Origin of the sequence: Pseudomonas sp. LW8 (assembly GCF_041956865.1) — a bacterium.
Lineage (GTDB): Bacteria > Pseudomonadota > Gammaproteobacteria > Pseudomonadales > Pseudomonadaceae > Aquipseudomonas > Aquipseudomonas siliginis.
The window spans coordinates 1,165,263-1,187,336 of the sequence record NZ_CP168138.1 but is presented as its reverse complement, the minus strand read 5'-3'; the positions used below and the strand labels follow the sequence as shown (position 1 = coordinate 1,187,336).

The following is a 22,074-nucleotide window of genomic DNA, read 5'->3' as shown; positions in this document are numbered from 1 at the left end:
CTGAAGATCAAAAGCCCCTCACCCCAGCCCTCTCCCAGAGGGAGAGGGGGCTGACCGTGTTGTTCTTTCTAGGTACATCGACCTGAGCTATCCGGTCGAACTCAGGTTTGAAAAGCACGAAGTTCAGCTCCCTTCCCCCTCGCCCCCTCTGGGGGAGAGGGTTGGGGTGAGGGGAGAGATCTTGCTGGCGACAGAAATAGCCAGCCAGACACCGCAACAAATCCAAAAAGCCCCGCTCTTTTCCGAGATACGGGGCTTTTTTGCGGCTATCGTTTAGCGGGGGACGGACTCCCTTGAACCGCACAAGAGGCACACGCACATGCGTCAGCATTCGGTCATCCACACACCGAAAATCAGCGATTACGAAGAACTGACCCGGGTCTGGGAGGCCTCGGTCCGTGCGACTCACCAGTTCCTGCCGGACAGCTATATCGAGCTGCTGCGCAATCTGGTGCTCACCCGCTATCTCGACGCGGTAATGCTGATCTGCACCAAGGACCGCCAGCAGCGCATCACCGGGTTTGCCGGTGTGGCGGCGGGCAAGATTGAAATGCTGTTCATCGATCCTGATCATCGTGGTCAAGGCTTGGGCAAGCAGTTGCTGCGCTATGCGATCGAACGGCTCAACGCCGATGAACTCGACGTCAACGAACAAAATCCGCAAGCCTTGGGTTTTTACGAGAAACAGGGCTTCGAGGTGATCGGCCGCTCCGAGGTCGACGGCATGGGCCAGCCGTATCCGTTGCTGCATATGCGCTTGCGGCAGTCCCAACAGCGCGCGAACCATGCCTGACACAACCTGGAACCCTGTGGGAGCTGGCTTGCCAGCGATGCAGACGCCGCGGTGTACGAGAAATACCGAGTTGATACCATCGCAGGCAAGCCAGCTCCCACAGGGAATACCAACACCCTGCAAATGGAACCGGGCTTAACCGCTTCCACACAGGTACAATGCCCACCCCTTTTTTGTTACGGCCCCGTCATGACTGACCCGATCCGCCTCTCCAAACGCCTCATCGAACTGGTCGGTTGCTCCCGCCGGGAGGCCGAGCTGTTCATCGAGGGCGGCTGGGTCACTGTGGACGGCGAAGTCATCGATGAGCCGCAATTCAAGGTCGGCGAGCAAAAGGTCGAGCTCGACGAGGACGCCAAGGCCACCGCGCCGGAGCCGGTGACCATCCTGCTTAACGCGCCCGCCGGCATGGATGTCGACAGCGCCATGCAATCGCTCAGCGCCGAAACCCTCAGCGAAGAGCATCGCTACGGCAAGCGTCCGTTGCGCGGACATTTCCTGCGCCTGACCGCCAGCGCCGACCTGCAGCCCAAGGCCAGCGGCCTGCTGGTGTTCACCCAGGACTGGAAAATCCTGCGCAAACTCACCGCCGACGCGGCGAAGATCGAGCAGGAATACATCGTCGAAGTCGAAGGTGAGATGGCTGCCCACGGCCTCAACCGCCTGCAACATGGCCTGACGCACAAGGGCAAGGAGCTGCCGCCGGTCAAGGCCAGCTGGCAGAACGAAAACCGCCTGCGCTTCGCCATGAAAAACCCGCAGCCGGGAATCATCGCGCAGTTCTGCGAAGCGGTCGGCCTGAAGGTCATCGGCATCCGCCGTATCCGCATCGGCGGCGTGTCGATCGGCAAGGTCCCGGTTGGCCAATGGCGCTACCTGTCCGGCAAAGAGAAGTTCTAGAACTTCCACTGCCGCCACACATTCCGGCAGCGCCCGCGAGCGCTGCCCACAACGCATCAGGAATACCGACATGGTTCATAACGACGTACTGCGCAGCGTGCGCTACATGCTCGACATCAGCGACAAGAAAGTTGTCGAGATCATCAAACTGGGCGGCATGGACGTCACGCTCGCCGATGTCATCACCTGGCTCGACAAGAAAGAAGAAGACGAAGAAGGCTTCGTACGCTGCCCGGACGAAGTCATCGCGCACTTCCTCGACGGTCTGGTGATCTTCAAACGCGGCAAGGACGAAAGCCGTCCGCCGCAGCCGATCGAAGTGCCGGTGACCAACAACATCATCCTGAAAAAACTGCGTGTGGCCTTCGAACTGAAAGAAGACGACATGCACGCGATCCTCAAGGCCGCCGAGTTTCCGGTATCCAAGCCTGAACTGAGCGCGCTGTTCCGCAAGGTCGGCCACACCAACTATCGGCCGTGTGGCGATCAGTTGCTGCGTAACTTCCTCAAGGGTCTGACCCTGCGCGTTCGCCCGGCCTGATGCCCTTCTGCGGTGGCGACTGATGGTCGCCACCGCAGCGCATGACCGTTCATTCCCTTCGAAAATAGTGGCTCCGTTTTTTGCGGCTGGCGACTAGGGTGTATTGACCCCTAGCCCTCAGGATTCGCCATGCACCCGTACTTTTCCCTGCAAGGCCGCACCGCTCTGGTGACCGGCGGCACCCGTGGTATCGGCAAAATGATCGCCAAGGCCTTTGTCGAGGCTGGCGCCCGAGTGTTCGTCTGCTCCCGCGACGCCGAAGCCTGTCATCAAACGGCGCAAGAACTCAGTGCCTTCGGCACTTGCCACGGCGTGGCGGCGAATCTGGCCACTGAAGAAGGCGTGCAGGAACTGGCCGCGCGCCTGGGTGAGCAGATCACTCATCTGGACATTCTGGTGAACAATGCCGGCACCACGTGGGGCGCGCCGCTGGAGAGCTATCCGGTCAAGGGCTGGGAAAAGGTCATGCAGCTCAACGTGACGTCGGTGTTCAGTTGCATCCAGCAGTTTCTGCCGTTACTGCGCAAGGCTGGTTCGGCGGCGAATCCGGCGCGGATCATCAATATCGGTTCGGTGGCGGGGATTTCTTCGTTTGGCGAGCAGGCATATGCCTATGGGCCGAGCAAGGCCGCTCTGCATCAGTTGTCGCGCATTCTGGCGCGAGAACTGGTGAGCCAGCACATCAACGTCAACGTGATTGCGCCGGGTCGCTTTCCGAGCAAGATGACCCACCATATTGGTAATGATGAACAGGCATTGGCTGAGGATACTGCGCTGATTCCGATGAAGCGCTGGGGGCGTGAGGAAGAGATGGCGGCGCTGGCGATCAGCCTGGCGAGTACGGCGGGGGCTTATATGACCGGGAATATCATTCCTCTTGATGGTGGGTTCAGCCTCTGACATCGGTGTTGTGACTATCGCTGGCAAGCCAGCTCCCACAGGGTTCTTGGGTGTTTGAACAATCCAGGTTCACTCAAAAACCTGTGGGAGCTGGCTTGCCAGCGATGGCGTCCGCCCTGTCACCACCAGACTTGAAGCGAGCCGGGTTATCATGCCCGCCCTACCCCGCTTCGATCCCAGACCATGACTTACAGCGTCTCTCCCATCGGCTTCGTGCGCTCCTGCTTCAAGGAGAAGTTCGCCATCCCCCGCCAGCCACAACTGGCCCCGGCCGCCCGTGGCGTGCTGGAACTGGTCGCGCCGTTCGACCAGGGTGACGCCGTGCAGGGGCTGGAGCAGGTCAGCCATGTGTGGCTGTTGTTTCTGTTCCACCAAGCCCTGGAAGACAAACCGCGACTGAAAGTGCGCCCGCCACGCCTGGGCGGCAACAAGTCGATGGGCGTGTTCGCCACCCGCGCCACGCACCGGCCGAACGGCATTGGCCAGTCGGTGGTGAAGCTGGACAGGGTCGAAGGTAATCGGCTGTTTATCTCCGGGATCGATCTTCTCGACGGCACACCGGTGCTGGATATCAAACCGTACGTGCCGTACGCCGACATCATCCCTGGGGCGACCAATGACATCGCCAGCGCGGCGCCGCACTTGATCGACGTGCAGTGGGCGGATTCAGCCTTGAAACAAGCGCACACCCACGCTCAGCGGCTTGAAGAGCCATTGGTTGAGCTGATTGAACAGTGCCTAGCTCAGGATCCGCGTCCGGCGTATCAGACACCGGCGCCGGAACGTGAATATGGTGCGCAGTTCTGGGATCTGGACGTGCGCTGGCATTACCCGACGCCCGAACAGATCCGCGTGCTGGAAGTCATCCCGGCCACAGCCTGAAACCACGCCCAGTGTATGAGCTGCCGAAGGCTGCGATCTTTTGATCTTGATTTTAAAAAGCAAGATCAAAAGATCGCAGCCTTCGGCAGCTCCTTGGATCGTGGCAGGCATGAAGGAAATGCTTCGGGCATAAAAAAGCCCCCATTGCCTGCCAAGGCAATGGGGGCTTTTTGTGGCGTTTACTTCTCGACGAATGCACGCTCGATCAGGTAATCACCCGGCTCGCGCATCCGCGCCGAGATCTTCAGGCCGAAGCTGTCGAGCACTTCGCTGGTCTCGTCGAGCATGCTCGGGCTGCCGCAGATCATCGCGCGGTCGTCCTGCGGGTTGATCGGTGGCAGGCCGATGTCGCTGAACAGCTTGCCGCTGCGCATCAGGTCAGTCAGGCGGCCCTGATTCTCGAACGGCTCGCGGGTCACGGTCGGGTAGTAGATCAGCTTGTCACGCAGCGCCTCGCCGAAGAATTCGTTCTGTGGCAAATGCTCGGTGATAAATTCGCGGTAGGCGACTTCGTTGACGTAACGCACACCGTGAACCAGGATCACTTTCTCAAAGCGCTCGTAGGTTTCCGGGTCCTGAATGACGCTCATGAACGGCGCCAGACCGGTGCCGGTGCTCAGCAGGTAAAGGTGCTTGCCCGGGTTCAGGTCATCAAGAACCAGCGTACCGGTAGGCTTCTTCGAGATGATGATCTCGTCGCCTTCCTTCAAGTGCTGCAGCTGGGAGGTCAGCGGACCGTCCTGCACTTTGATGCTGAAGAACTCGAGATGCTCTTCCCAGTTCGGGCTGGCGATCGAGTAAGCGCGCATAAGCGGGCGGCCGTTGGGCTGTTGCAGGCCGATCATCACGAACTGACCGTTCTCGAAGCGCAGGCCCGGATCGCGGGTGCACTTGAAGCTGAACAGAGTGTCGTTCCAGTGATGAACACTGAGGACACGCTCGTGGTTCATGTTGCTCATGTACGTTTGACTCCTGGAGATTGGTCTGCGCGGCTCAATGAGGCTTAACGTGCGCAATTGCATCGCATTCTAATAGCGACGACAATATCTGTTAACTGGATTATTAAGATAAGGGTTATCGGTTATATCGATATGCGATTTACTCTCCGTCAACTGCAAGTCTTCGTTGCCGTCGCCCAGCAGGAAAGCGTATCCCGTGCTGCGGGTCTGCTCAACCTCTCGCAATCGGCGGCCAGCACTTCGATCACCGAGCTCGAGCGCCAGTCCAGCTGCCAGCTGTTCGACCGCGCCGGCAAACGCCTGAGCCTCAACGCCCTCGGCAAACAACTGTTGCCGCAAGCGGTGGCCCTGCTCGACCAGGCCAAGGAAATCGAAGACCTGCTCAATGGCAAATCCGGTTTCGGCTCTCTATCAGTGGGGGCGACGCTGACCATAGGCAACTATCTGGCCACCCTGCTGATCGGCAGCTTCATGCAGCGCCACCCGGAAAGTCAGGTCAAGCTGCACGTGCAGAACACTGCCAATATCGTGCAACAGGTCGCCCACTACGAAATTGATCTGGGTCTAATCGAAGGCGATTGCGGCCACCCGGACATCGAAGTGCAGAGTTGGGTCGAGGATGAGTTGGTGGTGTTTTGCGCGCCGCAGCATCCGTTGGCCAAACGCGGCAGTGCGACAATGGAAGAGCTGACCCATGAGGCATGGATTCTGCGGGAACAGGGTTCCGGCACGCGGCTGACCTTCGACCAGGCTATGCGTCACCATCGCAGCGCGCTGAATATTCGTCTCGAGCTGGAACACACCGAAGCGATCAAGCGCGCAGTGGAATCAGGGCTGGGGATTGGCTGCATTTCGCGGCTGGCGCTGCGCGATGCCTTCCGGCGCGGCAGTCTGGTGCCGGTGGAGACGCCGGATCTGGACCTGGCCCGGCAGTTCTATTTCATCTGGCACAAACAGAAATACCAGACCTCGGCCATGCGCGAGTTTCTCGAGCTGTGTCGCGCGTTCACCGCCGGGGTGCAGCGCAGCGACGAGATCGTCTTGCCGACCATCGCTTAAAGCAGAATCACCGCCCACACCAGTCCGATCATGCTCAGCGCCACGAACTGCGCGGCGCTGCCCATGTCCTTGGCGTTCTTCGACAGCGGGTGCAATTCCAGCGAGATGCGGTCAATGGCCGCTTCCACCGCCGAATTGAGCAGCTCGACAATCAGCGCCAGCAAGCAAACCGCGATCAACACCGCCTGCTCGACCCGGCTGACATTGAGGAAGAATGTCAGCGGAATCAGCACCACGTTGAGCAGCACCAGTTGGCGGAATGCCGCTTCGCCAGTGAAGGCGGCGCGCAGGCCATCGAGCGAATAGCCGGACGCGTTGAGGATGCGTTTCAGGCCGGTCTGGCCCTTGAAAGGTGACATAAGAAAGAAACCAGCCAAAAAGGTGTGGGGAAGCTAGATCAACGAAAGTCAAAAAAGCGTGAAACCGCCAGCCATCACTGGCTCGGAATTGACTCAAGTTGTTGCAGCAGTAAAGCCGCTTGCGTGCGAGTGCGCACGTTCAATTTGCGAAAGATCGCCGTGACGTGGGCCTTGATGGTCGCTTCCGACACGCTCAGCTCATAAGCGATCTGCTTGTTCAGCAGACCTTCGCAGACCATGGTCAGCACCCGGAACTGTTGCGGCGTCAGGCTGGCGAGGCCATCACTGGCAGCTTTGGCCTCATCCGACACGCTGACTGCTTCGAACGCTTGCGGCGGCCAGAACACGTCGCCATCGAGCACCTTGCGCACCGCTTCCTGAATCACGCTCAGATCGCTGGACTTGGGAATGAAACCACTGGCGCCGAACTCGCGGGATTTGACCATCACCGAGGCTTCTTCCTGGGCAGAGACCATCACCACCGGAATCTGCGGATACTGCCCGCGCAGCAGCACCAGCCCGGAAAAACCGTAGGCGCCGGGCATGTTCAGGTCCAGCAGGACCAGATCCCAGTCAGCCTTTTCAGTCAGGCGAGCTTCCAGTTCGGCAATGCTCGCCACCTCCACCAGTCGCACGTCCGGGCCAAGGCCCAGCGTCACCGCTTGGTGCAGGGCGCTGCGAAACAGGGGGTGATCATCGGCAATCAGGATGTCGTATGTGGCCATTTTTCAAATGATCCTGTTTTTGATGGCAGACGCGGTAGATTCCGGTCTGGCCAAAGCAACTCGAGACAACGCTTGGAAGCGATATCCACAGGGGCACGTTCGACGCCAATCAACAGCAAACACGGCGTCTCAAACCTTGGCCGCACCCTAATCGGCGCCAAGCATGCCCAGCGCAGCCGGGGTGGTCAAGCAAGATGGCCAGCGCTGTCGACAGTATGGGCCACTATCGGGCCAACGCCGGCTGCGGCTTTCGTATATAGGGCAGCAGCTCGGCATGGGCGGGCGTCGATTCATTCATGTCCAGTTGCTGCTTGGCACCGAGGTAATGCTGGCTGAACACATCGAAATAGGCGTCCAGCGCCGAAGCGGCTTCGCTGTCACCGGCCAGTTCCAGGCACAACGCCGCGACTTCGGCGGTGCACAGGTGCTCGCTGCGGGTCGAACGGCGCAAGCGATAGCGCGAGAGTTTGTCGGGCAGCAGGCTGAGGATCGGCAAGCGGTCGAAATACGGACTCTTGCGAAAGATCTTGCGCGCCTCCGTCCAGGTCGCATCGAGCAGAATGAACAGCGGGCGCTTGCTGCTATCGACTGTCACCGTGTTGGTCACCCGCGACGGTTCGACATACTCGCCCGGAAACACCAGGTACGGCTGCCATTGCGGATCGTTGAGCAGTGCAAGCATCTGCGGGTCGGGCTCGGTGCGTGACCAGATGAACGCATGGTTGTCGCGCACCACATCGGCAATCAGCCAACCGGTGTTGCTTGGCTTGAACACTTCCTTGCCGGTCATGATCAGGCACACGCCGGAGCGGGTGTCGACGCTTGGCCGCCACGCGCACAGGCAATGACTGATGATGACCCGGCAATCGCGGCAACGCTCGGAGCGAAAGCCGCGCGCCTGAATCGGCTTGATGCCTTCGTCTTCGCGCTGATCGCGCAGGCGGGCCACGGCGTTGGGGGCATGGTTCATCGCAGGCAACACCGGCAGACAGGGAAACTCGACACGAACGACACTCGGCAGGGCAATAAAGGCCGGCAGTTTACCAGAGCGACGGCCACAAGCCTGTACCGTCCAGACCGGCTCCCCTATAATTCGCCGCCACTGAACGCACCGCCCCGTGACGGGTCGAACCACCAGTCACCGAATCAGGAGAGTTTCATGCTGCGCCTTATCGTTCCCACCGCTGCCATTCTGCTGGCGTCGTCCTTTACCGCTCAGGCTGCGTCCCTGAGTGAGCAGAATCTGAACCGAGAGCTGCGCAACGTCGCCGCCCAAAGCAGCGTCGGCACGCCACGGGCGATCAATGAAGACATTCTTGATCAAGGCTACACCGTCGAAGGCACGCAGCTGATCAACCATCTGAGCGTGCAAAAGAGCCACGCCGACAAGATGCGCGCCGATCCCAAGGCTGTGTATTTCCAGTTGGGCGCGTCGGTGTGCAACAACCCGTCGTACCGCAAGCTGATGGCCAAGGGCGCGATCATGCGTTACGACTTCACCGAAGTGAAAACCAACAAAGCGATCGGCTCGGCCAGTTACCAGGAATCCGATTGCCCGAAAGCCGCGCCAGCGAAGAAGAAGTAATCAGCGCGAAGCCTTGGCGCGCCGCTGCTCATCCTCGGCGCGCAATTCCGCCACTAGCGCCTGCAGATAGCGCGAGCGACGCTCGCCGCCGGCCAATCGTCGGCAGCACTCTTCTTCGAGACTCAATTGATGCGTCTCGGCCGACTCCTGCAACATTCGATACAACTGCGTATCGATCTCCAGAACCACTCTGACCATGCATCCCGCCTCCTTGCCACCCACGAATCCTTGAATTGCTTGCCTTGCGCAAACGCAAGGTTGTCTTGCGACGTCTGTATTTGAGTAAATCAGAGTGATGGCCCTTTGCGATACGTTCAGACGAGCGGCGGGGCTTTGGCGCAAATCAGTAAGCGGTTGCCAGACAAAACGTTACAGCGCACTGTTCAAGTCAGCGCGAATGCGTGCGAGGGTCTAGATTGAGAGTATTCCCGATCATTCGTTAACGGCAGAAATGGAACTGCCGGCCCTGTGTGTTTTTGCAGTGCGACCCGGACGCTGGTTGTCCGGGCTACCCGCCCTGTACAGAAGGAGACGTTGAATGCCTTATCAACCGAACGACCTCTTGAGCCGTCATTTTCAGGAAAGCGGCGACCTTGTCAGCCAGGTCGAAGCCCAACTCAGTCATATTTCCACCAACAGCCCGAACATCCCCATCTACCGTGACATGATCCTGACCGTGCTGCGCATGGCTCAGGAAGACCACAACCGCTGGAACGCCAAGATCACCCTGCAAGCCCTGCGTGAGCTGGAACAAGCGTTCCGCGTGCTCGAACAATTCAAAGGCCGGCGCAAGGTTACCGTGTTCGGCTCGGCACGCACGCCAGTGGAACATCCGCTGTATGCAATGGCCCGCGAACTCGGCGCAGCGCTGACGCGTGCAGACATGATGGTCATCACCGGCGCCGGCGGCGGCATCATGGCCGCCGCCCACGAAGGAGCCGGGCGTGACCACAGTTTGGGTTTCAATATCACCCTGCCCTTCGAACAACATGCCAACCCTACTGTCGACGGCACCGACAATCTGTTGCCATTCCACTTTTTCTTCACCCGCAAACTGTTCTTCGTCAAAGAGGCCGATGCGCTGGTGCTGTGCCCGGGCGGGTTTGGCACCCTTGATGAAGCGCTGGAAGTGCTGACGCTGATTCAGACCGGCAAAAGCCCATTGGTGCCGGTGGTGTTGCTGGATGTTCCGGGCGGGACGTTCTGGCAAGGCGCGCTGGACTTCATCCGCAATCAGCTGGAAGAAAACCGCTACATCCTGCCGACCGATATGAAGCTGATGCGACTGGTCTACAGCGTTGAAGAAGCGGTGGAAGAGATCAATCAGTTCTACAGCAACTTCCACTCCAGCCGCTGGCTCAAGCGGCAATTTGTGATTCGCATGAACCACAAGCTCAGCGACCACGCACTGGCGCGGATGCAGGAGGAGTTTGCTGATCTGTGCCTGAGCGACCAGTTCCACCAACATGCCTACAGCGGCGAAGAACACGACGATGCGCAGTTCAGCCATCTGGCACGGCTGGCCTTTGCCTTCAATGGCCGTACCCATGGTCGTCTGAGGGAGTTGGTGGACTTTATCAATCTGCCGGAAAACTGGGCCGATTCAAAACCGCCCACTGCACAACGCTCACGCGAGCCTTTCAACGTAATTTGAAGGCAAAAAAAAGGCCCGCTATTTTCTAAAAAATAGCGGGCCTTTTTTGTTGAATCGGTCTAATCGTCCATCCCTCGACCGCTGAACAAGCGGTTGATCATCTCCATCGAGAACCCCCGATACGCCAGAAACCGGCCTTGCCTGGCCCGTTCTTTCGCATCAATCGGTAAATGTCCGGAGAACTTACGTTGCCACGTATCCTGAAGCTGCGCCTGCCAATTGATACCACTTTCGCGCAGGGCGATTTCGATATCGGTACGTTGCAAACCCCGCTGGCTGAGCTCCTCGCGAATTCGCAGAGGGCCATAGCCGGAACGGGCGCGGTAGGAGACAAAACTTTCAAGGTAACGGGCTTCGGAAAGCAGCCCCTCTTCCGTCAAACGGTCGAGGGCTGTTTCGATCAGCTCCGCCTCGGCGCCGCGCTGACGCAGCTTACGCGTCAACTCGACTCGACCATGCTCGCGACGTGCGAGCAGGTCCATGGCGGTTCGCCGCACCGCGACGAGGGTATCCAGTACGGCGGTGGTCATCGCTGGTATCAGAGATCAGCGTCGGCCAGGTCGTCTTCGGTCTCTTTGACCGCCGAGGCCTTGGAATCCGCGATCACCGCTGGCGACAGCAGCTTGTCACGCAGCTGCTTCTCGAGCTTCGCGGCGATTTCCGGGTTGTCCGCCAGGAACTTGGCCGAGTTGGCCTTGCCCTGACCGATCTTGGTGCCTTCGTAGGCGTACCAGGCGCCGGACTTCTCGACGAAACCGTGCAGCACACCCAGGTCGATCATCTCGCCGTTGAGGTAGATGCCTTTGCCGTAAAGAATCTGGAACTCGGCCTGACGGAACGGCGAAGCCACCTTGTTCTTCACAACCTTGACGCGGGTTTCGCTGCCGACCACTTCGTCGCCTTCCTTCACCGCACCGGTACGGCGGATGTCGAGACGAACCGAAGCGTAGAACTTCAACGCGTTACCACCGGTGGTGGTTTCCGGGCTGCCGAACATCACGCCGATTTTCATACGGATCTGGTTGATGAAAATGACCAGGCAGTTGGCGTTCTTGATGTTACCGGTGATTTTACGCAGCGCCTGAGACATCAGACGTGCTTGCAGGCCGACGTGCATGTCGCCCATTTCACCTTCGATTTCAGCCTTCGGTACCAGTGCGGCCACGGAGTCGACGATGATCACGTCAACGGCGTTGGAGCGCACCAGCATGTCGGTGATTTCGAGGGCCTGTTCGCCGGTGTCCGGCTGGGAAACCAGCAGGTCGTCAACGTTGACGCCCAGCTTGCCGGCGTACTCTGGATCGAGGGCGTGCTCGGCGTCGACGAATGCGCAGGTCGCGCCGGCTTTTTGCGCCTGGGCGATCACGGACAAGGTCAGTGTGGTTTTACCGGAGGATTCAGGACCGTAGATTTCAACAATACGGCCTTTTGGCAGACCGCCGATGCCGAGTGCAATGTCCAGACCCAGAGAGCCAGTAGAGATGGCCGGGATCGCCTGACGGTCCTGATCGCCCATACGCATTACGGCACCCTTGCCGAATTGACGTTCGATCTGACCCAGGGCCGCAGCCAAGGCTTTCTTCTTGTTGTCGTCCATTAAAGTCCTCACGTAATCAATAAGGCCTGACGGCCAACACCTGTATAAGTAGCCAGTATTATTCCACAGCGTTCGAAGATCGCCTACCCCTGATTTTCGATTTCTCGTGCCGCTAGTCGCACAAGCCCCTCTAGCGCGGCCTTCACCGTTTGTCGGCGGACTTCATCACGGCCGCCGGGGAAGTGCTGAACCTCACTGTAAACCTCGTCGCCCACACCCCATGCCAGCCACACTGTGCCCACCGGTTTGTTCGGCGTGCCACCGTCGGGGCCGGCGACACCGCTGACCGCCACGGCAAAATGCGCCAGGCTGTGATGCTGCGCACCACGCACCATGGCCTCGACCACCTCGCGACTGACCGCCCCTACCGTTTCGAACAAATCAGCCGGCACATCCAGCTGCCGGGTTTTCTGCCGATTGGAATACGTCACGTACCCCGCTTCAAACCAGGCCGAACTGCCCGGAATCCGCGTAATCGCTTCGGCGATACCGCCACCGGTACAGGACTCGGCGGTAGTGACATGAGCATTGAGCACTTGCAGACGTCGGCCCAGTTCTGCGGCCAGTTGGGTGGTCTCTTTCACGGCGAGCTCCGGATCGTGTGGAATGCCTCCACCGTACACGAGCCGGACGCGCTTTCAATACACAGAATCATTCAAGATGTTCGGGCGCCAGCGCTCTGACATAGGCCTGACAGGCCTGCAACGCAATCAATCCACGGTCGCCGGTGTCGGTGATGGCGATAATTCGTTGAGCATGCGCCGGGTCAAGTCGGGCGCGTACGGTTGCAGGATCCACGCCGCCGGTGCCGGCGGCGGCTGGCACCGTACAGCCGTGGGCAACGTCGCCGGCATCGAGAAGGACTGACAGCCGCACATCGGCAGTAGCAAGGCGATCGCGCAAGCGATCCTGATCACGTTGGGCATCGCTCAGCGCTCGATAATGGGTTTGTTCACTGGCCGCGAGCCGCTGCTCCAGCGCCAGGCGTTTATCCTGCTCGGCCTGTTGCGCGGTGGCGGCGGTCTGCGTCAGTTGATTGAGGGTTTCGGCGTTTAACCGCGCCTGCTCGGCCAATTGCCGCCCGTAGCGCCAGTCCTGAAACTGCCATGCCGCTGCAAACGCCCCGGCCACCAGCAGCAACAGACCCATCACGCGCCAGGAGCCGGACATAGCACCGCCCTCGCCCGTGCCCAGATCTCGAGTCGATCCTGCAAGCCATTCAACCCGCCGTTGATCCGGCGGGTGATGGTGTTGAACTGGTCCGCGTCGGCCAGTTCGTTCAGGCCCTTCTGCGCCCAGAACCACGCCGCCGATTCGGCCGCCCATTGCGGTTGCTCGAGCAATTCGGGCAATGCCAACAGACGCTCATCGCCAAACAAGCCGAGGCTGCATTGGCGATAGTTGGCGCGACCGGTGATTTGTATGAGCCCACGCCCTCTGTATTTTTGCCCGTCGCCATCCGCCTCGGGCGTGTTGCCCAGACGCAGCGCCAGCGTGCCGGTGTCGTATTTGCTCAGGTACTGGTTGTTGCCCAGTTCGCGCACGTAACGCAATTGGCCCGACTCGTGACCGACCTGTGCCAGAAAAGCCGCGATACGTTTTGGCGTATCGATGCGATGCCTGGCCATCGCGGTGTTGAGTGGCGAAACAAAAACGCCCGCTTGGGAGCGGGCGTTGGGCATGATGTCCACAAGGTGTTTTTCAGTTAATTGCATGATGCTTGATCCTCCCTGGATGTTGTCCCGATTGAATCACGGCTGGCGGTTGATGCTTGCCAGCCATTGTTTTCCGGAGTTTTCCGCGAAAGTATTCGTGAAGTGACGCTGGGTCAGAGCGCCGCTACCAACCAGCGCGGCGCCACCGGGCGATGTTCGCTGAAGGGAAAAGAGGACCCTTGCGGCCAATCGCGTAATTCACGTCGATAGGCTTGCAGTTCAGCATATTGTTCAGTAGTCAGCGTCGTGCCACCGCCATCCTCCAGTTCATCGCGATCGCGTGCAACCATGCCATCGGTGGCTGCCAATTGCGCATCACGCCATAGACGCTCCATGTCCTCGACTTCTTTTGCCGAGGGTGGAGGTGGATCAACCAGAATCGGGTAGCCGTTGTCCGCACGCACCCCGATCATTTTCGCGCTGACCGCCAGTTGCTGCAGCAGCGAGATCCAGTAGCCCTGAGGAATTTCGATGACGTCGTCGGGGATGTCCGTCGAGTTGATGCCGGGTACGTAAACACCCCGGGTGGTGGCGCTGAATAAAACGTTGAAGTTGTCCATTCAATAGCCCTTTACAAAATAGTTGACGGTGCAATTGGCAGCCAACTGCGCATTCGCGTCGCGAATTTTCAAGGTGCAGCCCTGCTGATTGGCGGCATTCAGCACGATCATTGCGGTGTCACCTCCCGCATGTGTGGCCACGAGCGAGAAATAGGCCCTCGGAAACGAGATTGGGAATGTCACGTAGACCAGTCCCGCAGCATTCGACAGACCTGAGCCCCATTGATCGATATTGCCGCTGGCATGTTTTTGATATCCCTGGGCACTCGTCAATCCGGAAAAAAGCGAGGCATATTTCAGACTCGCCGTCCCGTGTACCGCCCAGGCTCCACTTTCCCTCACGATGGTGGCGCTCTCGCCACTGTTGATCACGATCGAGCTCAACAAGACGCCTTGCGGGCTTATTTTTGCGGCACCCGGGTGAGCAATCGTGACAGGAGCATTGCTGCGGCAGTGAAAGACGATGGCGGCGCCCATAGGAACCTTGTCAATTTCCGGCAGGGTCACGGTGTAAGGCGAGTTACCACCCAGACCTAACGACCAGCCCAAGTCAGCGAGCGTCAGTTGCGTAGTAGCAAGGATGTCACGCGCCCCCGCGTAGCTGCCAAGAGCTCGCTGAACAAACTCGCAAGTCGCCGCCGAACGGCTGACATCAAAAGGTGCTGCGGTCTTGAACAACTGAGCGCCGCGCAGTGCGCCTAGCAATTGCGCGTTGGACGCCTCACTCGGCGTCAACCCGCCGGCTTGAACGACGCTCAGGATTTCCTGGGTAACACCATTGCCCCAACTCGCCGGAATCAGCGATCCCGGTCTGCCGTTCAGCGGGTCTTCATCAACAAAGCTACCGTCCACCAACCCTGCGCTGGGGACGCTTTTTGGGTAATCCATTACTGTTCTCCTGTTTTGATAGCGAGCCATGCGGGTGCCAGAGGGCGGGCATTCAACGCCGGGAAAAGCGCTGCGTCAGGCCAGTCGCGCAATGCCTGTCGGTACTCAAGCAGTTCCAGATACTGCGTGGGCTTGAGCGATGTGCCGCGTCCCATATCCTGTTCATCGCGATGCCGCGTGACTAACCATTCGGTCGTGGCCAGAGAGGCTTGGCGCCAGACAAGTGCGGCCGCAGGTTCCTCTTCCGCAACAATGGGAGCCTGAGCTACCACACGGCTCTGCTGTGCAGGCAGTTCTTCGGCGCCTGTCGGAAGCCCGGTGATCGGCGCACCGATCTCGATCTCTTGACCCTCCGGCACGCGAACCATCGTCTCGACGAAGGATGGAGCAAACAGCTCGCAGATGGCGTACTCACCGGCGTCGATCCGTTCGACGACCACGCCGTTCTCGACCCGTGCATAAATGGCCATTATTCATACTCCCAGATTTCACAGAATGCGTTGCCGCCGGCGCCACTGAGTACGGCAGCCGAAGCGTTGGTCGAACAGGAGCCGCTGCCGCCGGAACCGCGTCCGCCGGTGATGCCAATCCCGTTGACCCCCACTCGGGTACCACCGCCGTCATACGGGCTGGCACCGCCCGCACCCGAGAGGACGCCCCAATTGGCGTTGTACATTGCGTATTCGCCGGGTGCGCCCCGAGCATTCGCAAGATTGCCGCCTGTGACTGCTTGCCCTCCTGCACCGCCCTGAACGAAACCAACTGTTGTGGCTGTTACGGCGACGGTAAGGACCTGCCCGCCTCCACCGCCCGCAGCGCTCATGTAGGTGCCGAACGAAGCACCTCCGCCGGCCAGCCCCATCACATTACTCGCAGCGCCACCGCCACCCAGCGTAACGGGCACGCCTGCAAGTATTTCCGGGGTCACGTCGTACAGGCTTTGAGCAAAGGCCCCAGAGCCTCCGCCACCACCAATACCCTGATAACCGGCGGCAACGGGCGAACACCCACCACCGCTCCCCCCCGCGCCGACCAGCCGCACATGGATCCTCTTGGCTTTGGGGTTTGGCTTGTAAAGCGTAATCCCGACCTTCTCGAACTGCCTGACCGCCAACAGCCGCCCCACCGCATCGGTGATGCCGTAACCGGCCAATGTGGTCGGGGTATTTTTCAGTTTGGTGAAATCGACCAGTGCACCGATCGCACTGGCGAGTTGATCCGTTCTGGCCTCATCGGGTGTCAACCGGGCCGCCTTGATCACGTTGAGAATCTCTTGTGTAACGCTGTTGCCCCACACCGCCGGAATCAACGAACCCGGTGTCCCCGCCACCGGGTTTTCATCGACGAAGCGGCCATCGACCAGTCCGACGCTGGGTACGCTTTTTGGATAATCCATAAGATGTTCGCTCCTTTGAAATGACAAATGACCGGCATCGGCATCGGCAAAACGTTCTTCGCCTACCTGTTCACGGTCTGTTTTCAGAAATAAAAAAGCCCACTTCGAAGTGGGCTTGGGTGACGCAGAACTGAGGTTTTTGATTTAGCTGGATGGACCGTTGACCAGTTCGCGAATGGCGACAAATGCTTCGTCAGCAGAGCTGCGCGCCAGATCCATGTTGCCCTTGGCTGCCTGGGCGCGAATCTGCGTTTTGGCCTTCAGTCGCAACGTACGCAGCGCCAACAGATGGTCGGTCAGTTGATCGGCCTTACTCAGAATCTGCTCGGCGGCCTGTTTGGCCGTACGGCCTTTCGCGACCCACGCGGCGACTGAAAGCGGCACTTCCTTTTTCGGGTATCCGGCGTCGCTGAAAGCTCGAGCGTCTGCGGCTGCCTGTGCGTACTCCATGGCCTTGAGCGGGTCGCCTGCCAGTGCGATGCGAGCGTTGTCGGCGGTGGCGTCGACCTTGGCGCAAAGGCGTTCGGCTTCCTGCAGATCCAGAGCAATCTGCATATCTGCATTGAAAACCCAGTTCTGCCCATCCCACTCGTGCGCAGCCGACGGTTGCGGCAGGCGCAACTCACCGTCGCACTGATGAAGTTCCTGAATGACGATCATCGAATAAGCTCCCACGAGAATTGCACGTTCACCGCGTCGGAAAAGTTGATGGCAATGCCCACGCTGTAATCGGTGATTGGATGGGTTTTGATGCCCATGCTCAGCAATAGCTCATCGCTGTCGGCATTCGATTGGCCCAAGTTGTGTTCGGCCTGATAGCACTGCCACAGTGAGCGCAAATTGGCATGATCGAAACTCGCCGCCAACGTCGAAACCGTGACGTCATTGACGATGTTGTTGGTGAACAATACACACGGTGAAACCGTTGCCGGGTTCCACCCCCCCGGGTTGTTCGAACTGCCTGTCAGGATCGGCGACAGGAAGCAATAGTTGCCCCCTGCCCACCCGGTGGACGGAAAGGCGACTGAGGTGACCGCCGTCGAGGATGGCGTTGGGTTACCGGCGACGAGTCGTGCCGCACGCGCGTGGGGATCGAGCGGTAAAAATATTGCGCCTGTGCCGTTTACCGTTTGCGTCCAGGTCAAACGTGCGCGGTTGTATAGGGTCCGCACAACCGGCACCGAACCGGGTGCTCCGGTTATCACCCACGCCAGACACATGTCCAGAGACGTGGACTGAAAACCGCCGCCGGCAGCGCCGTTGACGGTCCCTTTGAGTGAGTCAGGCACGACGTCATGAATGCCACCGCGTTGGGTGTAGAACGTGAGTACCCCGGCGATAACTTGCGCTCGCAGAAAGTAATGGCTGCTGGGCAGCAAGTCGGCGCTGCTCCACGCCGTCGTCACGAAGGTGCGCGCACGCCCGAGTTGGCCGGCCACTACTTCCTGGCCAAGGCTAATAAAGGTTCCCGCTGCGATCGAAACCCGGCCACCACTGGTTGAGGCCGCAGCCGGACTGACCGGCAGACGTGCATCGGCGGTGGCAACTGTAGGCAAAGGCAAAGCAGCCAGCGGCAGCGCCAAATCCTGGTTCCAGCCCTTGGCCGTCACCGATTGAATCGCCTGCAACAACTGATCGTATTTCTTCTCGTCCGGCGTCAGGTCCGCCGCCTTGATCACGTTAAGAATTTCCTGGGTAACTCCGTTACCCCAATCCGCCGGAATCAACGATCCCGGCGTCCCCGTCATAGGGTTCTCATCAACAAACTTCCCATTCACCAAGCCGGCACTGGGCACACTCTTCGGATAATCCATCCCTCATCCCTCCCTAGTCATAATTGATGTGCACCTTGGTATGCGCCGGCGCGCTGCGGTGGATCAGGCATTCCAGCGCCGAGCCTGGGTTGACGCCGAAGCGCTCGCCCCAGTAGCTCGCGCCGTAACGGCGGCCGAGCAGCAGGCGGCCGCCGGTGTTGAGCGTCCACATGAACTGCGCTTCCCAGGTGCCCCAATGCGCCGAACCAAACCGGGCGCGGCCCATGCGTGGGGCTTCGTGTTCGGTGATGCTGGCGTTGGGGTAACCCTGGCTTTTGGCGATGTCGAGGTAGTAACCGACCGCCTGGCTGCCGACCGCGAGCAAGCGGCGGCGGACGGCGAGGCGGCGGTCGTCGAACAACGGCGTGGCGCCCAGGCACGGGTCGGGCAGGTTCATCACCCGCTCCCAGTCCGGCACCAGTTCGCTGACGCCGGCCGGGTCCATCTCGTTGAGCAGGTCGGCGGCGCGGGCGTCGAGGCGGGCCAGTTCGACGGCGACGCCTTGCAACACTTCTTCGAGTTCCGGCACCCGTTCCGGATCCCATGCCGGGCCACTGGGCAGCAAGGCGCGCAACTGCGCCCGGTATTGCGCGGCGGTTCTTATGCCCCCCATACGCAGCCTCCGAAGGTGAGCAGTTCGCTCTGCCCGGCCGGCACGTCAGCGGCTGGAGCAGTGAGCGTGTGATCGTATTCGCCGCCGGCGCTGCTGATCGCTTCGCGGATATGGCTGATCAGCAACGGCACGCCGAGGTCAGCCTCGCGGTTGTGCAGATCGCGCAACTGCGCTTCAACGGCGGCACGCACGGCGGTGGTGTCCGGATTGACGCTCTTGAAGCGATACACTACCGGCACCTGAACCGGTCGCTGCACGTGCACTTCCGCGGTCACCGGACGCAGCGGTTCGATGTACTCCTGAACCTCCGCCAACTGCTCATCGTTCGGCACCGGTTGCGGGTCTTCATCACGCATGATGAACACCGTCACCGTGCCCGGCCCGAGCAGGCCGCCCCGGCACCACGCCCGCGTCACACCCGGCACTTCCAGCGCCCAGGTTTCGTAGTCGCTGGCCGCGCCACCATGGGGAATCACGCGGTAGGAACGGATGACCCGCGAGCGCAGCGATTCGAGGCTTTCCCGCGCCACACCGCCGCTGAGGCCCGGCGCCAGCACCACGAAGCTGTTGCCGACAATCCCGGCAATCGGCTGCACCGGGGTCAGCGTCAGACCCGCATCAGCGTTGCCCAGACTGCCGGCCTCCAGCGCCGCAATCGTGGTGCTGTTGCTGCCATTGACCGTGGTGCGCGCCATGGTGACTTTGTAGGTGCGGCCATCGTTCGCTTGCAGCAGAGTGTCGACGTCGAGCACGGCGCCGGGAGTGGCGGTAAAACTGACGCTGCCGGTAGCCACTTGCGCGGCTTTGCGCGGTTGATTCAGGCGCAGCGCGGCGATGCGTTCCAGGGTTGACTCATCGGCTTTGTCGGGCAGGATCTGCTCGGCAATCCAGTCGAGATAACCGTACAAGCCATAAGCGGCGCCGCCGAGGGTGCGGGCGAGCACTTGCGCATCGGACTGGCGCAGCGAATCGCCGGCCAGGTCGCTTTGGGTGCGTTTGATCAGCACCGGCAGCGAAGGAGTTTCAAACGGCATAGATCACCTGCCAACTGTTATCGGGGTTGATGTCCAGACGTTCGCCGTCGGCCAGCGTGAGGATCGTGCGCAGGTTGAGGCGCTGGGCGTCGAGGCGTTCGCTGATGATGTCGATGGCGCTGCAGTGGCCGTCGTCGAGCAGCCATTGCAGGGCTTCGCGGGCATAAAATTCGGCGTCCATTTGCGTCTGCCGGGTCAGCTTGACCCGGCGCAGCAGCCACAGCCGCGAGCCGATGCGATCGTCGGCAACCGTGGGAAAACTGTCGCCCCACCAGCCGAAGCGTTCTTCATCATCGAGGGCGTCGTCATCAGCGGCGCGACGCCAGGTGAACAGACTGATGAGCACGGCGCGGGTCAGCGCGGCGTGGAGGTTCTGGCTGATGAACATCACTGGCCTCCTGCCGGCGCGCCGGTCTGACCGTTACCGGCCTGCACGCCAACATGCACGTGTTTGATCTGGCTGATGCCGCCAGCCAGTTGATCACCGGTGGAAACGATCTTGCCGGTCTGGTTTATCACCGGCGTGTCGAAGTTCACCGCGCTGCTGGCGCGGATGTTCAGCGTGGCGGTTTCGATGTCGATGATCCGCCCGCGCTTGAAATGAATTTTGTCGCCCTCGTCGGTGTAGATCGCCACTTCACCGGCAGCGAGCGCTTGCAGGCGATAGCGACGGTCGGCGATGACCAGGGCGATGGCGTGGGAACGGTCGCCGCCGATGAAGGTGACGACCCCTTCAGCGCCAGCCAACGGATGGCTGGTGAAACCGTAGGGTTCGAAGTGTTCGAGGTCGTCGTTGACTTCACCGGCGGTGAGGCGCATTTGCAGCGATTGCAGCTTGGTTGCCGAATTGGCGAGCACGACAGTGCCGCGCGCCAGCAGGCGTGTCAGTAGGCTCATGGGTTTCCTTAGACTTTGTCGACACAAACCCTGTGGGAGCGGGCTTGCCCGCGATGGCGGTGTGTCAGGGAAAAAATGTATTTGTTGTCACGACCGCTATCGCGGGCAAGCCCGCTCCCACAGGGGCCATTGTCGCCAGCAGGATCCTGCGTCAGGCCTGGGATTGCTTCGGGGGCGTCGGATCAGGATCAAAGGTATGCGGCGGCGCCACTTGCAGCGTGGTCACCGAACCCTGCGCCGACAACGAATAAGTGACCTTGGAAATCAGCATGTCGCCATCGAAATCCAGCACCGGGTCCTTGACCTTGACCAGCGTGTTATGGCGCCACAAATCGCCATTGCTCTGCCGCCAGCCCTGCACCTGATAGGTGGTGGTCTGCGCACGGCCCATGCGAGTCGCGCTTTCCCATTGGGCACGCTGCTGCGCCAACTCAAAGGTCAGTTGCGTGCCTTCGTTGATCACCGTGGTGCGCCGCCGTTTGAAACTCAGGTCGGCCGCCGTCGACTCGACTTCGCTGACCGCCGCGCCGCTTTTCGCATCCGAGCCTTTCTGCTGGCCGATCACCCGATACTCGGAGAACACCTGGCTGAAATCCATTGGCGCATTGGCCGACAGGATGTTCTTGCCCAACTCCAGCGCATCGCTGGCGCGGCCACCGCTGCCGGGTTTGGCCAACACCAACTGGCCCAGCTCGTTGTCGGTGGAAAACACCCGCAGCAGCGACAGCAATCGGTCGATCGACTGGAATGCCGTTTCACCCGGCACGATGGTGTGTTTGGTCAGGCGTGTGGTGTCGCTGATTTCATTGACGACCCACAGTCCATATTCGCTCGCCAGATCGCGGACGATAGTCAGCAAGGGTTGTTGCTGCCATTGGCTGGGCAGATTACGGGCGGCGCAATCGACCAGATCCTGGGTTTTCGAACTGCCTTCGATGGTCAGGCTGACCTGCCGCCCGTCATAGCGGATCGGCGCCTTGAACACGTAGCCGGTAAGCACCAGATCCTTGCCGATTTTCACTTCACAGGGGTCACCGGGTTTAATCGGTTTGCTCACCGCCTGCCCCGGCCATTGCCAGGTAATGTCGAGCTTGAAGGTGCGGAACTGACGCTCGAGATCGGCGGTGATTTCGACGCTTTTCCAGCCGCCGTATTCCATGTTGTTGACCGTCAGCGTGACGTGATTGTCCATCTCGTTCATGG

General features: G+C 60.2%; 29 protein-coding genes. 8 read left to right on the top strand and 21 right to left on the bottom strand.

All coding sequences use genetic code 11. The features are described 5' to 3' along the window. The first annotated feature begins 319 nt into the window (after positions 1–319). The 5 genes from AB9L16_RS05350 to tsaA all read left to right on the top strand — a co-directional run bounded on the left by AB9L16_RS05350 (position 320) and on the right by tsaA (position 4,016). A complete protein-coding gene (locus AB9L16_RS05350; RefSeq protein ID WP_071174578.1) occupies positions 320–793 on the top strand; it encodes a GNAT family N-acetyltransferase in 474 nt (157 codons plus the stop codon). A 189-nt stretch (positions 794–982) separates the two neighbouring features. Then, positions 983–1,693 (top strand): rRNA pseudouridine synthase, encoded by a 711-nt coding sequence (locus AB9L16_RS05345; RefSeq protein WP_375123202.1) that lies wholly within the window; start codon positions 983–985, stop codon positions 1,691–1,693. Positions 1,694–1,763: 70 nt separating this feature from the next. After that, positions 1,764–2,234: a DUF1456 family protein gene (locus tag AB9L16_RS05340; protein ID WP_056783315.1), complete on the top strand. Its 471-nt coding sequence runs from the start codon at positions 1,764–1,766 to the stop codon at positions 2,232–2,234. Positions 2,235–2,363: 129 nt separating this feature from the next. Further along, positions 2,364–3,134 carry an SDR family oxidoreductase gene (locus AB9L16_RS05335; protein ID WP_252868891.1) on the top strand — a complete coding sequence of 257 codons (771 nt, stop codon included), beginning with the start codon at positions 2,364–2,366 and terminating at the stop codon, positions 3,132–3,134. A 183-nt stretch (positions 3,135–3,317) separates the two neighbouring features. Beyond that, on the top strand, positions 3,318–4,016 hold the full coding sequence (gene tsaA / locus AB9L16_RS05330; RefSeq protein ID WP_252885460.1) for a tRNA (N6-threonylcarbamoyladenosine(37)-N6)-methyltransferase TrmO: 699 nt from the start codon (positions 3,318–3,320) through the stop codon (positions 4,014–4,016). A 179-nt stretch (positions 4,017–4,195) separates the two neighbouring features. On the opposite strand, the gene fpr is transcribed toward tsaA, so the two are convergent. Continuing rightward, positions 4,196–4,975, bottom strand: a complete 780-nt coding sequence (gene fpr / locus AB9L16_RS05325) for a ferredoxin-NADP reductase (RefSeq protein ID WP_007908723.1) — start codon at positions 4,973–4,975, stop codon at positions 4,196–4,198. 132 nt (positions 4,976–5,107) lie between these two features. On the opposite strand from fpr, the gene AB9L16_RS05320 reads away from it, so the two are divergent. Further along, positions 5,108–6,034 carry a LysR family transcriptional regulator gene (locus tag AB9L16_RS05320; RefSeq protein ID WP_353188721.1) on the top strand — a complete coding sequence of 309 codons (927 nt, stop codon included), beginning with the start codon at positions 5,108–5,110 and terminating at the stop codon, positions 6,032–6,034. On the opposite strand, the gene AB9L16_RS05315 is transcribed toward AB9L16_RS05320, so the two are convergent. From AB9L16_RS05315 to AB9L16_RS05305, 3 genes are all read right to left on the bottom strand, one after another. Continuing rightward, complete coding sequence (locus AB9L16_RS05315; RefSeq protein WP_016771411.1) at positions 6,031–6,393, bottom strand: diacylglycerol kinase; 363 nt, start codon at positions 6,391–6,393, stop codon at positions 6,031–6,033. The genes AB9L16_RS05320 and AB9L16_RS05315 overlap by 4 nt on opposite strands. A gap of 74 nt (positions 6,394–6,467) precedes the next feature. Continuing rightward, positions 6,468–7,118 (bottom strand): response regulator transcription factor ErdR, encoded by a 651-nt coding sequence (gene erdR / locus AB9L16_RS05310; protein ID WP_016771412.1) that lies wholly within the window; start codon positions 7,116–7,118, stop codon positions 6,468–6,470. Between the two features lie 223 nt (positions 7,119–7,341). Beyond that, positions 7,342–8,088 (bottom strand): tRNA-uridine aminocarboxypropyltransferase, encoded by a 747-nt coding sequence (locus tag AB9L16_RS05305; RefSeq protein WP_041478083.1) that lies wholly within the window; start codon positions 8,086–8,088, stop codon positions 7,342–7,344. Positions 8,089–8,277: 189 nt separating this feature from the next. Between AB9L16_RS05305 and AB9L16_RS05300 the strand changes: the two genes are divergently transcribed. Then, positions 8,278–8,703: a PA3611 family quorum-sensing-regulated virulence factor gene (locus AB9L16_RS05300; protein WP_007908738.1), complete on the top strand. Its 426-nt coding sequence runs from the start codon at positions 8,278–8,280 to the stop codon at positions 8,701–8,703. Here AB9L16_RS05300 and AB9L16_RS05295 read toward each other — a convergent pair whose 3' ends face one another. Next, positions 8,704–8,901 carry a hypothetical protein gene (locus AB9L16_RS05295; RefSeq protein ID WP_016770569.1) on the bottom strand — a complete coding sequence of 66 codons (198 nt, stop codon included), beginning with the start codon at positions 8,899–8,901 and terminating at the stop codon, positions 8,704–8,706. Positions 8,902–9,241: 340 nt separating this feature from the next. Between AB9L16_RS05295 and AB9L16_RS05290 the strand changes: the two genes are divergently transcribed. Continuing rightward, complete coding sequence (locus AB9L16_RS05290; RefSeq protein ID WP_236168040.1) at positions 9,242–10,357, top strand: TIGR00730 family Rossman fold protein; 1,116 nt, start codon at positions 9,242–9,244, stop codon at positions 10,355–10,357. A 59-nt stretch (positions 10,358–10,416) separates the two neighbouring features. Here AB9L16_RS05290 and recX read toward each other — a convergent pair whose 3' ends face one another. The 16 genes from recX to AB9L16_RS05210 form a co-directional block, all read right to left on the bottom strand. Continuing rightward, the gene (gene recX / locus AB9L16_RS05285; protein ID WP_041478085.1) at positions 10,417–10,887 is read right to left on the bottom strand and encodes a recombination regulator RecX; all 471 of its coding nucleotides are present in this window, start codon (positions 10,885–10,887) and stop codon (positions 10,417–10,419) included. Positions 10,888–10,895: 8 nt separating this feature from the next. Further along, positions 10,896–11,954, bottom strand: coding sequence for a recombinase RecA (gene recA, locus AB9L16_RS05280; protein ID WP_024011876.1), 1,059 nt, complete (start codon positions 11,952–11,954; stop codon positions 10,896–10,898). A gap of 83 nt (positions 11,955–12,037) precedes the next feature. Beyond that, a complete protein-coding gene (locus AB9L16_RS05275) occupies positions 12,038–12,538 on the bottom strand; it encodes a CinA family protein (RefSeq protein ID WP_252887403.1) in 501 nt (166 codons plus the stop codon). Between the two features lie 67 nt (positions 12,539–12,605). Continuing rightward, entirely contained in the window at positions 12,606–13,124 is a 519-nt protein-coding gene (locus AB9L16_RS05270) for a lysis system i-spanin subunit Rz (protein WP_375123201.1), read from the bottom strand. Beyond that, positions 13,103–13,669 (bottom strand): glycoside hydrolase family 19 protein, encoded by a 567-nt coding sequence (locus tag AB9L16_RS05265; protein WP_375123200.1) that lies wholly within the window; start codon positions 13,667–13,669, stop codon positions 13,103–13,105. Before AB9L16_RS05265 ends, AB9L16_RS05270 begins: the two co-directional genes overlap by 22 nt. A gap of 113 nt (positions 13,670–13,782) precedes the next feature. Further along, complete coding sequence (locus tag AB9L16_RS05260) at positions 13,783–14,229, bottom strand: phage tail assembly chaperone (RefSeq protein WP_236168043.1); 447 nt, start codon at positions 14,227–14,229, stop codon at positions 13,783–13,785. Next, positions 14,230–15,117 carry a hypothetical protein gene (locus AB9L16_RS05255; RefSeq protein ID WP_056783294.1) on the bottom strand — a complete coding sequence of 296 codons (888 nt, stop codon included), beginning with the start codon at positions 15,115–15,117 and terminating at the stop codon, positions 14,230–14,232. After that, entirely contained in the window at positions 15,117–15,587 is a 471-nt protein-coding gene (locus AB9L16_RS05250; RefSeq protein ID WP_375123199.1) for a hypothetical protein, read from the bottom strand. Before AB9L16_RS05250 ends, AB9L16_RS05255 begins: the two co-directional genes overlap by 1 nt. Beyond that, the gene (locus AB9L16_RS05245) at positions 15,587–16,513 is read right to left on the bottom strand and encodes a hypothetical protein (protein ID WP_375123198.1); all 927 of its coding nucleotides are present in this window, start codon (positions 16,511–16,513) and stop codon (positions 15,587–15,589) included. The genes AB9L16_RS05250 and AB9L16_RS05245 overlap by 1 nt, the downstream gene beginning before the upstream one ends. A gap of 144 nt (positions 16,514–16,657) precedes the next feature. After that, the gene (locus AB9L16_RS05240; protein WP_256810413.1) at positions 16,658–17,173 is read right to left on the bottom strand and encodes a phage tail protein; all 516 of its coding nucleotides are present in this window, start codon (positions 17,171–17,173) and stop codon (positions 16,658–16,660) included. Then, positions 17,170–18,327 (bottom strand): phage tail protein, encoded by a 1,158-nt coding sequence (locus AB9L16_RS05235; protein WP_256810411.1) that lies wholly within the window; start codon positions 18,325–18,327, stop codon positions 17,170–17,172. The genes AB9L16_RS05240 and AB9L16_RS05235 overlap by 4 nt, the downstream gene beginning before the upstream one ends. 13 nt (positions 18,328–18,340) lie before the next feature. Further along, positions 18,341–18,940: a YmfQ family protein gene (locus tag AB9L16_RS05230; RefSeq protein WP_056783283.1), complete on the bottom strand. Its 600-nt coding sequence runs from the start codon at positions 18,938–18,940 to the stop codon at positions 18,341–18,343. After that, positions 18,928–19,974, bottom strand: coding sequence for a baseplate J/gp47 family protein (locus AB9L16_RS05225; RefSeq protein WP_041478091.1), 1,047 nt, complete (start codon positions 19,972–19,974; stop codon positions 18,928–18,930). The genes AB9L16_RS05230 and AB9L16_RS05225 overlap by 13 nt, the downstream gene beginning before the upstream one ends. Continuing rightward, positions 19,964–20,362 carry a phage GP46 family protein gene (locus AB9L16_RS05220; RefSeq protein WP_041478092.1) on the bottom strand — a complete coding sequence of 133 codons (399 nt, stop codon included), beginning with the start codon at positions 20,360–20,362 and terminating at the stop codon, positions 19,964–19,966. Before AB9L16_RS05220 ends, AB9L16_RS05225 begins: the two co-directional genes overlap by 11 nt. Then, positions 20,362–20,871: a phage baseplate assembly protein V gene (locus AB9L16_RS05215; protein ID WP_056783277.1), complete on the bottom strand. Its 510-nt coding sequence runs from the start codon at positions 20,869–20,871 to the stop codon at positions 20,362–20,364. The genes AB9L16_RS05220 and AB9L16_RS05215 overlap by 1 nt, the downstream gene beginning before the upstream one ends. Before the next feature lie 151 nt (positions 20,872–21,022). Beyond that, on the bottom strand, positions 21,023–22,072 hold the full coding sequence (locus tag AB9L16_RS05210; protein ID WP_375123197.1) for a phage baseplate assembly protein: 1,050 nt from the start codon (positions 22,070–22,072) through the stop codon (positions 21,023–21,025). Between the last annotated feature and the right edge of the window lie 2 nt (positions 22,073–22,074).

Excerpts from the sequence above, each read along its gene's own strand:
- tsaA (WP_252885460.1), top strand. The coding sequence starts at position 3,318 with ATGACTTACAGCGTCTCTCCCATCGGCTTCGTGCGCTCCTGCTTCAAG.
- AB9L16_RS05230 (WP_056783283.1), bottom strand. The coding sequence starts at position 18,940 with ATGGGGGGCATAAGAACCGCCGCGCAATACCGGGCGCAGTTGCGCGCC.
- AB9L16_RS05340 (WP_056783315.1), top strand. The coding sequence starts at position 1,764 with ATGGTTCATAACGACGTACTGCGCAGCGTGCGCTACATGCTCGACATC.
- AB9L16_RS05245 (WP_375123198.1), bottom strand. The coding sequence starts at position 16,513 with ATGGATTATCCAAAAAGCGTACCCAGCGTCGGACTGGTCGATGGCCGC.
- AB9L16_RS05235 (WP_256810411.1), bottom strand. The coding sequence starts at position 18,327 with ATGGATTATCCGAAGAGTGTGCCCAGTGCCGGCTTGGTGAATGGGAAG.
- AB9L16_RS05335 (WP_252868891.1), top strand. The coding sequence starts at position 2,364 with ATGCACCCGTACTTTTCCCTGCAAGGCCGCACCGCTCTGGTGACCGGC.
- AB9L16_RS05315 (WP_016771411.1), bottom strand. The coding sequence starts at position 6,393 with ATGTCACCTTTCAAGGGCCAGACCGGCCTGAAACGCATCCTCAACGCG.
- AB9L16_RS05220 (WP_041478092.1), bottom strand. The coding sequence starts at position 20,362 with ATGTTCATCAGCCAGAACCTCCACGCCGCGCTGACCCGCGCCGTGCTC.
- AB9L16_RS05250 (WP_375123199.1), bottom strand. The coding sequence starts at position 15,587 with ATGGCCATTTATGCACGGGTCGAGAACGGCGTGGTCGTCGAACGGATC.
- AB9L16_RS05255 (WP_056783294.1), bottom strand. The coding sequence starts at position 15,117 with ATGGATTACCCAAAAAGCGTCCCCAGCGCAGGGTTGGTGGACGGTAGC.
- AB9L16_RS05350 (WP_071174578.1), top strand. The coding sequence starts at position 320 with ATGCGTCAGCATTCGGTCATCCACACACCGAAAATCAGCGATTACGAA.
- AB9L16_RS05290 (WP_236168040.1), top strand. The coding sequence starts at position 9,242 with ATGCCTTATCAACCGAACGACCTCTTGAGCCGTCATTTTCAGGAAAGC.
- AB9L16_RS05300 (WP_007908738.1), top strand. The coding sequence starts at position 8,278 with ATGCTGCGCCTTATCGTTCCCACCGCTGCCATTCTGCTGGCGTCGTCC.
- erdR (WP_016771412.1), bottom strand. The coding sequence starts at position 7,118 with ATGGCCACATACGACATCCTGATTGCCGATGATCACCCCCTGTTTCGC.
- AB9L16_RS05260 (WP_236168043.1), bottom strand. The coding sequence starts at position 14,229 with ATGGACAACTTCAACGTTTTATTCAGCGCCACCACCCGGGGTGTTTAC.
- AB9L16_RS05225 (WP_041478091.1), bottom strand. The coding sequence starts at position 19,974 with ATGCCGTTTGAAACTCCTTCGCTGCCGGTGCTGATCAAACGCACCCAA.
- recA (WP_024011876.1), bottom strand. The coding sequence starts at position 11,954 with ATGGACGACAACAAGAAGAAAGCCTTGGCTGCGGCCCTGGGTCAGATC.
- fpr (WP_007908723.1), bottom strand. The coding sequence starts at position 4,975 with ATGAGCAACATGAACCACGAGCGTGTCCTCAGTGTTCATCACTGGAAC.
- AB9L16_RS05345 (WP_375123202.1), top strand. The coding sequence starts at position 983 with ATGACTGACCCGATCCGCCTCTCCAAACGCCTCATCGAACTGGTCGGT.
- AB9L16_RS05320 (WP_353188721.1), top strand. The coding sequence starts at position 5,108 with ATGCGATTTACTCTCCGTCAACTGCAAGTCTTCGTTGCCGTCGCCCAG.
- AB9L16_RS05295 (WP_016770569.1), bottom strand. The coding sequence starts at position 8,901 with ATGGTCAGAGTGGTTCTGGAGATCGATACGCAGTTGTATCGAATGTTG.
- AB9L16_RS05240 (WP_256810413.1), bottom strand. The coding sequence starts at position 17,173 with ATGATCGTCATTCAGGAACTTCATCAGTGCGACGGTGAGTTGCGCCTG.
- AB9L16_RS05210 (WP_375123197.1), bottom strand. The coding sequence starts at position 22,072 with ATGAACGAGATGGACAATCACGTCACGCTGACGGTCAACAACATGGAA.
- AB9L16_RS05215 (WP_056783277.1), bottom strand. The coding sequence starts at position 20,871 with ATGAGCCTACTGACACGCCTGCTGGCGCGCGGCACTGTCGTGCTCGCC.
- AB9L16_RS05270 (WP_375123201.1), bottom strand. The coding sequence starts at position 13,124 with ATGTCCGGCTCCTGGCGCGTGATGGGTCTGTTGCTGCTGGTGGCCGGG.
- recX (WP_041478085.1), bottom strand. The coding sequence starts at position 10,887 with ATGACCACCGCCGTACTGGATACCCTCGTCGCGGTGCGGCGAACCGCC.
- AB9L16_RS05305 (WP_041478083.1), bottom strand. The coding sequence starts at position 8,088 with ATGAACCATGCCCCCAACGCCGTGGCCCGCCTGCGCGATCAGCGCGAA.
- AB9L16_RS05265 (WP_375123200.1), bottom strand. The coding sequence starts at position 13,669 with ATGCAATTAACTGAAAAACACCTTGTGGACATCATGCCCAACGCCCGC.